Source organism: Streptomyces sp. NPDC026515 (assembly GCF_055567595.1).
Genome location: NZ_JBVHQD010000010.1, coordinates 371,516 through 383,873, shown reverse-complemented (window position 1 = coordinate 383,873; position 12,358 = coordinate 371,516). Strand labels below are relative to the sequence as shown.

Sequence of the window (12,358 nt, the reverse complement as noted above, 5' to 3'; positions counted from 1 at the left end):
ACCTCACCGACCTGCGCCGGCTCAGCCTCAAGGAACGGCCCCGGCTGCTCGGCGGCACGTCCCTGCCCGCCGACGGCGCGACACCGCCGCCCGCGCACTCCGGCCCGGCCCTCCACACCGAGACCGAGACAGCCGTCCCGCTGACGCCTCCGCAACAGCTGGCCAAGACCCTCGGCGAGCACACCGAGGCCCAGCGCGGCGTGCAGCAGGCCGAGAGCAGTCTCGCCAACGCCGGCGGCAACCAGCGCCCGGCCATGGAGGCGGCCCTGGCCAGGGCGAACGAAGAAACCGCCCAGGTCACGGTCCGTCTGGACGAGGAGATGACACAGGCGCTGGCCGACGGCCGGCTCACCCAGCTCGACCTCAACCTGCTGGTCGACCAGTTCGCCGGTGCCGGTGAGATCCAGCGGGCCCTGCGGTTCCGGGAACACGCCCTGCGTCTGGACGTCCAGGCCCGGCAGGCACCCGAGGCCGCCGCGGACCATTTCATCAGGACCGGCAAGGAGATCGAGGAGCAGTCGCTCGCACTGCGCGGGCTCACCCAGCGGCTGGAGAACCTGGTCAAGTCGGGCAAGAAGACCCCACTGGAACTCCAGAGCCTCGCCCGGACCCTCGACCAGGCGGCCGACACCCTCGACGCCTCCCTCAAGGGCTTCGTCAAGGACGCCGCCGAGCTGGGCGGTGTCTACACCCTCCGCGGCGAGCACGCCCCCGTCTCCACCGTGGCCCACGAGCTCGCCCGGAAGGTCGACGACGCCGTCAGGACGGCGAAGCCCGGCGGCTCCATCACCCTCAGGGGCTTCCACGGCACCGAGTTCTCGATCTCCCGCCTGCAGCGCGACATGCCGGACGTCGTCCGCCACTTCCGCAGCAACAAGGCGTACGCCGAGGTGCCCACCGGAAATCAGTGGAAGGCCGAACTGCCCGGCTCGCAGGAGCAGTGGGCGAAGATCTTCCCCAATTTCGAGGACTTCGAGAAACTCTCCCACGCACAGAAGACGCATTTCGTGCGGACCCTGTCCGAACGGAACATCACGCAGCTGCGCAAAGACGTCCGCGAGCTGCTGGACAGCCTGCCGCAGACGGAGCGCGCCGAGTTCCAGAAGCTGCTGACCAGCCTGGAGAACCTGCCCTATCGCATCAAGCACGCGACCCCCGCCTACCACGCCATCGCCAACAGCGGAGTGATGTCCTCGCAGGGCGACCTGGCCCGACGGGGCATCAGGTTCCTCGCGTCCGGCAAGAGTTCGGCGAAGAACACCTCCAACCTCGGCAACGACGACTTCGTCTTCTTCCGCATGGAGGCCGGCGACAAGCCGATGGCGACCCGGTACGGGCCGACCACCCTCGTCTTCGACGCCAAGGTCCTGGAGGAGAAGGGCGGCTGGGTCTCGCTCCACGACCAGCTGCACCCGCTGGACCGCGAGACGATGCGTGACCTGAAGTTCGGCGACGACACCGTCCGCAGCGCCAAGTACGACGACGGCTTCGAGGAGATGGGCAAGCGGGCCCGCTGGACGTACGAGTACCCGGGCGGCGGCAAGTCCCGCACGGTCTCCTTCGACCAGGAGGTCTTCCACGGCGCACACGTCCAGGAAGCGCTCGCCCTGTCCGTGGTGCGCGAAGTGCACCAGATCGGGGGCGGCTTCAAGGACGACGTCCTCAAGCTCGTCCAGGGTCCGGTCGACGTGGAGAAGATGGGCGCCGTCGTCTCCAAGCTGTACCGGCCCGAGGCCAAGTTCGGCTCCGGGCTGCCGATCAACCCGTTCTCCAGCCAGGTCGAATCCCGGTGGCCGAAGCCACTCATGGTCCACGACATGGAGGGCGACGGACGCTATCTCGCCGACGGCACGGTGGACCCCGCCGCCCGGGCCGCGGGCAAGGCGTTCGACGAGGCGTCCGACAAGCTGCGCCAGGCCGACAACGCCGTCGGCAGCGGCAACAGGAAGGCGCAGCGCTACAACCTCAACAAGGCGCAGCCCCTGGCCGAACAGGCGGTCAAGCTGACGCAGGAGTTCCACGACATCGCCCAGGGCGCCCGCAAGGACATGGCGAAGGGGCTGCTCGACGAGCGGACCAAGCTCCTCGACGACATCAACGGACGTATCGGCGCGCTGAAGGGCCAGCCCGGCACGGACACGGTGAAGGCGCAGCCCAGGCCGGGCAGGACCCCCACCGCGGGGGCGTCCTCTTCGGCCGCCGTGGTGAACGGCCCGAACCTGAGCACGCTTCCGCAGCCGGCCGAGGACGCGCTCAACGCCGTTCCGGGGATCACCGACCACATGCGGAAAATAGTCCGGGCACTCGCCAACTCGGACGGGTTCCGGGTCCTGGCGGACTCCAGCGCCGGCGCGCAGACCACGGCCGCCGTCGACCTGGGCAGGACCGCCTTCGGCAAGGCGTTCAAGCAGCTGGCGAAGGAGAAACTGGTCTACGGCGACGCGAAGGGCCTCCATTTCACGGACGACGGTCGCCGGCGGTTCCTGCCGCAGAGCGCCGACACCGGGACGACGGCACCGTCCCTGTCGGTCGCGACCGACGTCCACACGGCCCCGTCCCCCACCCAACCCCAGCTCCCGCACACCCGGTCGGGCCCCCACACCGAGGCTCCCGCGCTCACCGGCGACGGCCTGCCGCCCCACTCCCCGGACACCGACACGCCGGCACCGCACGACCTCGACACCAACTCCCCGGCGCCCCACGACCTCGACAGCAAGTCTCCGGCGCCCCACGACCTCGACAGCAAGTCTCCGGCGCCGCTCCGCGTCGACTCCGAGCCGGTCCCGCCGGTGATCAAGGAGGGCGACGCCACCGTCTCGCACGCCACGGACCACGACGCCTCCCCGCACCACATGGCGGACACCGACACCACTGCGCCCCACCCCGCCGACACCGACGCGGCCGCGGTACACCTCGACGACGTCCGCCCCCCGGCGGCGCCGCACCACGGTGGCGACGGCGACCTCGTCCCGCTGCCCCCGCGGGACGGCACTCGGCCCGGTGCTCCCGTGCTGGACGACCTGCTGGGGACGCCCCGCCGGACCGGCGACACCACCGTGACGGCGGCGCCCGGCACCGCTCACCCGGCCACGCCCGACATCCTCGACCGGGCCGCCTTCCGGCGTGACACGTACCGGGAGCACGGCATCCGCGCCCGCTCGCAGATCCGGCACGTCGACCGTGCTCTCGACGCCTTCCATCACGTCCCCGAGGACCGGCTCGCCCAGCGCGCCGAGGCCCTGGACAACCTGGCCGACACCGCGCGGCAATTCCTGCGGGACCGCCCGGTCTCGGTCCGCCGCCCCGGAGTGGAACGGCTGCTGGGCCAGGTGCGCGCCGAAGCGCACGCCTACCGGCTGCTCGACGACCTCCGGCGGCTCGGCGGCGACGGGGACGGGCTGGCCGGCCGCATCCGTACCGCGCTCGCCGACGGCGGCATGACCCCGCACACGCGGACCAGGCTGCAGACGGCGCTCGACGGGATGGACAGCTCCGCGCAGGCCCGGCGGCACAACGACGCGCTGAGCCTGCTGGACGGCCCCCCGCCGCTCCGGGACACCGGGGACACCACCCTCACCGCACCGGCCCGGCAGCCCGGGGAGGCGCCGTGGGCGGAGGATTCCGCGCGGTTCGACGAACTCCTCGGCGGCGACGGGCGGCCGTTGCGCGAGGCCTGGGTCGAGCTGTCGTCCGCCCGGGTCGAACTGAACCGGGTCGAGGACCTGCGCGCCGCGCCGGGCGGGGCCGGCACGTCACGGGGCGTCAGCGACTACGACAGGCAGCTCGGCCACGAGCTGATCTCCGCTCGGGAGCGGTTCCGCACCGCGTACACGAACCTCGAGGAGCTCGGTGTCCGTCCGACCGAGATCGAGGCCCGGATCCACGAGATCGAGAGGGGAGCCGTCCGCCGCGGCGCGACGCTCGGCGCGGGCAAGCTCGACACGCTGCCCGACACCGCCCCGCCCGTGGTCGACCGGATCGATCTGAACAACTCCGGCGTGAGCGGGCCGAACGGCCTGACCATCGAGCGGAGCGTGGGCCAGGACAACGCGGTGACACTGCGGGTGGTGGACCAGCACGCGCACCCGGACCCGACGCGCACGGTCCTCGCCCGGCAGGACGGCGGCTTCGACGTCCGGCACACGCCGTCGGGAACCGTCGACACCTACACCGCGAACGGCGACCGGATCGCCTACGAGATGCCGCTGCACGACGCCGGCGGCCGGCCGACGGGGCTGCGTCTGCACACGGACATCAACGCTCACGGCGCACGCCGGACCCTGACCGTGAACGGCCCCGGCGGGGACCGGCTGACCGCGTTCCCGCTGCCCGGCGACGAGGCACGGATCACCCATCTCGACACCGGCGCCACCCGGCGCGTGGACGCCCTGGGCCACCAGCTCGACGAAGGCTTCCAGCTCACCGGCGGCAACGGCGTCCCCACCGGGACGGACCGGGTGTGGGTCACCGGTGCCGACGTCCACGTCACCGATCTCGCGGGCAACCGTCTGGACCTGCGGGTGCAGCACCTCGGTGACGGGAACGGCATCAGGGTCACCGACGGAACGACCGGGGTGTCCGTGCGCCACGACGGCCAGGGCCGGCTCCAGGAGACCGGTATCGCGCTGACCGACCCGCGGGGCACGCGCGGGCAGCGGTTCCTGGCCGACGACGGCGCGGGCCGCTTCACGCTCACCGACCCCTCCGGTGCCCGGCAGCCCCAGACGGTCACCGCGCTGCCCGGCGGCACCGGCTTCCGGGTGACCGACGAGACGAGCGGCGCGACCAGCAGGTTCACGGCCGACGGCCGCTACCAGGACACCGGCCTCGCCCTGTTCGACCCGACGGCGAACGCGCGCGGCGGCCGGATCCTCGTACCGGACGGCGCGGGCCGTCACCGGCTCACCGACGCGGCGGGGCAGCCGCTGCCCCAGCGGGCGGTCGCGGTCGGCGGCAACCGGCCGCGCACCATCGACGACCTGACCGGCGAGTCCGTGCTGTACAACACCCAGGGCCGCCCGGTGAGCACCTCGACCGCGCTGGCCGACCCGGCCGGCAGGCCGCGCGGCGCCCGGTTCGTCGAGCCCGACGGGGCCGGCGGTCACCGTCTGACCGACGCCGACGGCAACCGACTGCCCGGCACCGTCACCGCGCTCCCGGACAACGGCGGTTTCCGAACCGTCCACGCCACCGGGCACCGCACCTTCGGCGCGGGCGGCGACTTCACGGGCGACGGACTGCGGCTGACCGGACGCGACGGCGTGCCGGCCGGGCATCTGGACCGGCCGCTCGGCGCCGCCCCGCGCCGGCTGGACGACGCCTTCGCGCCGGACCCGGCGCGCGCGGTCACCTTCGATCCGGCCGGCCGGATCGAGATCGCCCTGCCCGGCGGCGGCCGGCAGGTCTTCGACCAGACCACTGGCCGGTTCGTCCGGGAGACCGTCCCGCTGCCCGGTGGCGGCCACCAGACGACCCTGGCCGACGGCTCGTTCACCCGGTACGACGGCCACGGTGCCGTCACCGCCGAGGGCACCCCGCTGCCCGCGGGCCACGGCGGGCGCCTCCTCGTCGTGGAACCGCCGGCCGCCGGCCGCCCCGGGGCGGCCTGGCTGGAGGACGGGGCGGGCGGCAGGTTTGCGCACTGGGACGCGGTCCGGCGTCCCGACGGCACCACGCGGATCGGGTTCAACGACCGGACCAGCCCGCGGCACGGCGAGTTCGTGCACCTGGCCGCCGACGGCGGTGTGGCCCGGCAGGGCTTCAACGTGCTGGACAACGGGCGGCGCACGGACTACCGGTACGTCGTCGACCACACCACGGGCACCTGGGAGCGGACCACCAGGTCCGGTGCGCCCGTCGCGCCCGGGTCCTTCCACCACGGCAGCGCCGACCTGTCCGGAGCCGCACACGGCCACATCACGCTGCAGAGCTCGACCAAGAAGCAGGTGCCGGTCTTCGAACGCCAGGTGCTGCCCGGCGCCTCCGGCGACGTGGTCGACTCCTTCCGCCGTACCGACACCATCTCCTTCGCCCGCACCAACCCCCGTACCCACTGGGTGCGCTGGGACGGGACCGGCACCCCGGCCGGTACCGGCAGCCGGCACTACGACACGGCGGGCACCGGCTGGCGCGACACCGACGGCTGGGGCCGCACGGTGCGCGAGCACCGGGACGGGCTGCAGAAGTTCGACGGACGGGCCGGGCGCACCCTGGGCGTCGACGACGGCAACGGCGGCTGGACCTGGCACCGTTACGACGGGGCGGGCAAGGAGATCGCCTCCGGCCCGCGGACCCGTGAGCACCTCGGCGCGGGCTGGACAGACCGCACCGCGGGCGGTGACATCGCGCAGCGGCAGTGGGGCATGGCCGAGTGGCCCGAGCGGGCCGGCCAGTACCAGGAACACGCCATGAACCCGGACGGCACGCTGCGCGGCACCTGGGAGCGGCACTCCCCGCACGGCAAGGAGGTCGGCAGGCACGAGGCGTTCGGCGACGGTTTCCTCACCACCGACCGCTGGCGCGAGCAGCGTCCGCCGACCTGGGTGCGCACCCGCTGGCTGACCGGCGCCGAGCACACCCGGCCGCCGTACGCGCATGTCCGCGGTGACGACACCTACCAGCTGTTCACCTGGAGCAGGGAGGCGAACGACGGCACGGTCGCCGCCTCCGGGGTGCGCTATGTCGGCATGGACGGCAGCGCCCTGGACCTGGCCGCCGACGGGAGTTTCGCCCGCTTCAGCGGCAAACTGCACGACGGCACGTCCCTGAAGGTCGGCGACCACGCCGGACGTCCCGGCCACGCCCCGGCGAACCCCACCGACCAGCCCTGGCAGGCCGGCGACGTCCGGGGTTACCGCGAGCCGCTCACGGACGACCCCGGGGGCAGGCTCTGGCAGGACGTCTACCGGGACGCCGGCGGCACCACCCGGATCGCCCGTGAGGGGCTGCCCGGCGGGGTGGTGCGGGAGTACACCGGCCTGCCGGAGGACCGGCTCTGGGTCGAGCGGGACCCGCACGGCAACCTGGTCGGCCAGAGCCACGCCAAGCCGAACCAGCCGGGTCATGTGATCCAGGGTTCCGGCCGCGCCGACTCCGGCCGCTGGACCTGGCGTGAGTTGGACGCGCACGGCGCCCAGGTCGCCACCGGCGAGCGGGAGTTCTTCCGCGGCTCCACCGGCTCCCGGCTGCCCTGGGACGACTCCTACCGGGACTTCGGCGCGAACGGGCAGCTGGTCCGCGAACGCCGGATGCTCGACTCGGGCAATTACGTGGACGCCTGGCGCGACGGCAACGGCCTGTGGAGCGCCAACGCCTTCCGGCGCGACGGCAACGGCCTGTGGAGCGCCAACGCCTTCCGGCGCGACGGCACGGCCCTGAACCCGGCCCTGGCCGACCAGGCCCGGCGCTGGTGGCACGGCGGCGCCTGGCACGACCAGTGGGCGCCGGGCTCCCGCCACTTCCGCGACTCGCTGCCCGGCGCCGGGCAGGGCGCCGCGCCCACCGTCCTGCGCGAGACCCCGGTGCACAACGGCGGTCCGGTGCGGGTACGCACCTACGACACCGGCGCCGGCACGCCGGGGTCGGTGTGGAAGGAGTACGACCACGGCGGTGTGGTCCGCGAGCGGAAGGCGGAGGGCAACGGCTTCCTGGAGACCGACGCCTGGCGCGGCCAGTGGAACCGCTACAGCGACCGTGGCGAGCTGATCGCCCAGCGCACCGACAACGGGCTGGTGTTCGAGCGGGACAGCTTCGGCCGGATGCGGCTGACCGGCAACGAGTACGACTTCCGGGGCGCGCTCACCGAGATCCGCGGCTGGGGCCGTACCACCCGTGAGGCGCAGCGCATGCCGTGGTCGGGGACCGTCCTGCCGGACGGCGACGCGGCGCTGCGCGAGGCGCGGTACGAGCCGTACTGGCAGAGCGTGGCCAAGAAGGCGGCGCTGGAGTTCGGTCAGGAGTTCATCCTGGAGTTCGGCGCGAACCTCGCCGTCAACGGGATCGTGGCCGCCGTCCAGAACAAGCCGTTCACGGGCAAGGACGCGCTCAAGTCGTTCGCGAACGCGGCCGTCGGCGCGACCGTCAAGACCGGTCTGAGCACCGCGGTGCACGAGAACCGGGCCCTCGGGTTCGAGAAACTCGGCTCGCTCAAGGCCGGCGTCGCCAACATCGACGGCGGCAAGCCGTGGACCCGGCGTCCGATGAACCACGACAAGACCTGGGCCAACGAGTGGGCGGGCAACGAGACGCCGACCCGCTGGCGCGGCGGTACCTACGACTTCTCGTTCGGTGTGCTCAGCAGCGCGCTGTCCGGCTGGGTCAACGGCAGCATGAACGCGGCCGTGTGGGGCGTGACCGACGCCGACGGCCAGACGGTGAAGCTGCACGGCGGGGACGCGGTCTGGGAGGGCGGGATCAACGCGGCCGCGTCCGTCACCACGGCCGCCACCACCGGACTGGTCAAGAACGTGTTCGTGATGAGCGCGGGCAGCCGGCTCTTCCACCGCCAGGGATTCGCCGACTTCTGGATCCAGCTACCCTTCAAGATCTTCGAGAAGTCGATCCAGTCGCTGTACCTGACCAGTGCCTATCGTGCGAGCATCAATCCCACCTATTACCAGGCACCGTGATCGGGCCGGCGACGATCACCGAGACTTGAGGAACGTAGATGACCACCCGTCACACCGTGGCGCCCAAGGGTCAGGGCGGCCGGGGCGCGTACCGGACCATCGGCGAGGCGATACGCGCCGCCTCGCCCGGCGACCTGGTGGTGATCGCCCCGGGCACCTGGACCGAGAACCTGGTCCTGGACCGTGCGGTCGTGCTCACGGCGGAGCACGGCCGGGGCAGCGTCGTGATCGCGCCGCCGCCCGGTGAGCGGCCCGCGGTGACCGTGGACGGCCCGGACTGCGCGCTGCACAACATCACCGTGTGGGGCTCCGACGCGGGCCTGCCCGCGGTGAGCGTGTCGCCCGGGGCCGGTCTCGTCCTGGAGGAGTGCTCGGTGGAGGGCGGCCGGGTGCAGGCGAAGGGCCCGGAGGACGAGGAAGGCGGTACGACGGCACTCGTGCTGCGCCGCTGCCGGCTGGAGGGCGCCCGGCTGGCCGGTCTGCACCTGGCCGGGGGTGTCCGTGCCCGGGTGGAGGACACCGCGGTCACCGGCGTCGACGGCACCGGCGTGGTGCTGTCCGGCACGGCGAGCCTGGACGCCCTGCGGCTGCGCCTGGAGCGCACCACGGGGTCGGGGGTGCGGCTGCGGGGCCGGTCCCGGCTACGGCTGACCGACTCGGTGCTGGCCGGCAGCGGCCGGGCGGGGCTGCTCCTGGAGGACGCCACCGAGGCCACCGCCGGGGAGTCCCGCATCGAGACGCCCGGCGCGGCCGGGGTGCACCTGACCGGGTCGGCGCGGGCCGAACTGACCGACTGCAAGATCCGCGGTGCGGCCGCCAGCGGGCTGGTGGTGCAGGAGACCGCACGGCTCAGCGCGTCCGGCTGCTCGGTGGCCGACGCGGGCGCCAACGGGCTGCTGGTGACGGGGGCGGGCGAGGCCGACCTGGCGGACTGCCGGATCGACCGCAGCGCCTTCAGCGCGGTGCATCTGGCCGGTACGGCCGTGGGGCGGCTCGCCGACTGCCGGGTGCGCGGTGGTTCCGAGCACGGTGTGCACGCCACCGGCGAGGCCCGGATCGAGCTGACGGACTGCGGGATCGTCGATGTCGCGATGACCGGGGTGAGCGTCCTGGAGCGGGCGATGGCCACGCTCACCGGCTGCCGGGTCGCCGGGTCCGGCGCCGGGATCGGCATCGGCTCGCCCACCGGCAGTACGGTCGCCGACTCCACGGTGACCGGCACGAAGGAGATCGGCGTCCAGGTCGCCAAGGGCGCCACCGCCTCGCTCGCCGGGATCCGGATCAGCGGTGCCGGGGCGGCCGGGCTGGTGGTCGACGAGGGCGCCGAGGCGACGGTGAACGGGGGCTGGGTCGAGAACTGCGCGGGCTCCGGTGCCGTCGTGTGGACCGGCGCCAGGCCGGAGATGAGCGGGCTGCGCATCGACCGGCCGGGCAAGAACGGGGTGTTCCTGGCGGAGGGCGCGGGCGGCACGTTCACCGGGCTCGACGTCACCCGGGCCGGCTTCCCGGCCCTGCACGTCGCCGCGGGGGCCGACCCGGTGTTCCGGCACTGCCGGGTCCGTGACTGCGCGGAGGCGCTGGGCACCGACGAGGGCGCCAAGCCGGTCCTGGAGGACTGCACGGCCGACGGCGCCCCGCTGACCTTCGGCACGCCGGCCGCGGCCCCGGCGAACGGCACGCCCGGTGCCCTGCCCTCGCCCAGAGCCGCGAAGACCGCCGACGACGGCGCCGAGGAGCCGGAGGAGGAGAACCTGGAGGACCTGCTCGGCGAACTCCACGAACTGGTCGGCCTGGACCGCGTCAAGGAGGACGTCGGCTCGCTGGTCAAACTCATGCAGACGGTCCGCCGCCGCGAGGAGGCCGGGCTGCCGGCCCCGCCGCTCAGCCGCCACCTGGTGTTCGCGGGCAACCCCGGTACCGGCAAGACCACCGTGGCCCGTCTCTACGGCCGTCTCCTGAAGGCCCTCGGGCTGCTGCGCCGGGGCCATCTGATCGAGGTCGACCGTACGGCGCTGGTCGGCGAGTACGTCGGCCACACCGGGCCGAAGACCACCGCCGCCTTCAACCGGGCGCTCGGCGGTGTGCTCTTCATCGACGAGGCCTACTCACTGGCGCCGGCGCTGGCGGGCAACGACTTCGGCACCGAGGCCGTGGCGACCCTGGTGAAGCTGATGGAGGACCACCGCGACGACGTCGTGGTCATCGCCGCGGGCTACCCCGGTGACATGCACCGCTTCATCGGGTCCAACCCGGGCCTCGCCTCGCGTTTCGGCCGCACGCTCCTCTTCGAGGACTACGAGTCCGCCGAACTGGTCTCGATCGTGGAGTTCCAGGCCGGCCAGCACCGCTACGAGCTGACGGCCACGGCCCGCACCGAACTCCTCGCCCTCTTCGAGGCCATGCCCCGGGGCGAGGGCTTCGGCAACGGGCGCTCGGCCCGCCAGATCTTCCAGGAGATGACCGAGCGCCAGGCCCAGCGGGTGGCCGAGCTGTCCGACCCGACCTCGGAGGAGCTGATCAGCCTGGAAGCCCACGACCTGCCTCATCCGGCCGCCCGCTGACGGCGTCGGAGTGCGGCCGCCCAGGCGTCCACGGTCGTGACCTCGGCCTGCCGGCCCGCAGCACCAGGTCGAGGTCGCTGCCGGCGAAGGCGCCCACACGTCGCTTGGTCACGACGGTCCCGCCGGGTGCGGGCGCCACGTCGGGGTGCACCCGTGTCGCCGGGCCGTCGCCCGCCGGACCGGCCGCGCGGCTCGCCACCGCGGCGAACGTCTTGTTGCGGGAGCTGATCTCCGGGTGCCCGGGGCGGAAGCCGACGACCACGTAGATCACCGGGATGCCGCTTGCCCGGGCGAGACGCGGCAGGCAGCCGTCCGCGGCGAACCGGTCGGTGACGACCTGCTGGACGTCCATGACGAGCAGAGCTTGCCGAGGCACCGTCCATGTTCCCTCCCCGCGACCCGGCCGGCCGGGTCGACTACTCACCGGCCGTCGGCTCTCCGGTCACTCGGGCCAGGCTGAGCCCTTGATGACCTCGACGAAGTCGCCGCGCCGGAAGCCGGGGACGTAGTGGGCCAGTACGTCGGCCTTGACGTTGCCGAAGGTGGTGTCGGGGCGGTCCTTGATGCCCTCGGTGAAGGCGGCCAGGATCTGGTTCTTGAAGTCCGGGCGCGGGTGTGCGGCGACGACCGCCGCCCGCTGCTCGTCGCTGACCTCGTGATAGCCGATGCCGAGGACATCGAGCTCGACCCCGCGGGTGACCAGGGCGATCTCGGATGCCATGTGCAGCGGGATCTCCGGGGTGGTGTGCAGGGCGATGCTCGTCCAGACCCGGTCGGCGGGCTCGCCGGTGATGCCGTGGGCGTGCAGGAAGCGGCGGGCCTCGTCCGCGCCGTCGATCTCGAAGCGCTGGTCGGTGCGGCGCAGGCTCTTGGTCAGCCCGAGGTCGTGGAACATCGCCCCCACGTACAGCAGCTCGGGGTCGAAGGCCAGGTCCAGCGCCCGGCCACGCAGCGAACCCCACAGGAAGACCCGCCGGGAATGGTCGAACACCAGTGGGGTGGCCACGTCGCGCACCATCTCGGTGGCCTCCCGCACCAGGGCGGTGTCCGGGATGCGTACGCCCGCGATCTCTTCACTCATCGTTCTCGGCCTCCATACCGGATAGGTGATGTGCCTCAAGGATTCTCCGGGGGACGTAGGCTGGGCCATGTCTCTGCTGCCAGGAAAAC

Annotated in this window: 4 protein-coding genes; 2 read left to right on the top strand and 2 right to left on the bottom strand. The window is 73.1% G+C overall.

Going from position 1 to position 12,358, the window contains the following annotated elements; all coding sequences use genetic code 11:
* On the top strand, positions 1-8,627 hold an 8,627-nt coding region (locus tag ACZ4O3_RS23455; RefSeq protein WP_467724043.1), incomplete at its 5' end, for a hypothetical protein.
* 38 nt (positions 8,628-8,665) lie between these two features.
* On the top strand, positions 8,666-11,188 hold the full coding sequence (locus tag ACZ4O3_RS23450; RefSeq protein ID WP_467724041.1) for a right-handed parallel beta-helix repeat-containing protein: 2,523 nt from the start codon (positions 8,666-8,668) through the stop codon (positions 11,186-11,188).
* On the opposite strand, the gene ACZ4O3_RS23445 is transcribed toward ACZ4O3_RS23450, so the two are convergent.
* Both ACZ4O3_RS23445 and ACZ4O3_RS23440 read right to left on the bottom strand, forming a co-directional pair.
* Positions 11,145-11,564, bottom strand: coding sequence for a cysteine hydrolase family protein (locus ACZ4O3_RS23445; protein ID WP_467724039.1), 420 nt, complete (start codon positions 11,562-11,564; stop codon positions 11,145-11,147). The two genes, ACZ4O3_RS23450 and ACZ4O3_RS23445, sit on opposite strands and share 44 nt — an antisense overlap.
* Positions 11,565-11,630: 66 nt before the next feature.
* Complete coding sequence (locus tag ACZ4O3_RS23440; protein ID WP_384999584.1) at positions 11,631-12,269, bottom strand: HD domain-containing protein; 639 nt, start codon at positions 12,267-12,269, stop codon at positions 11,631-11,633.
* Positions 12,270-12,358 lie beyond the last annotated feature (89 nt).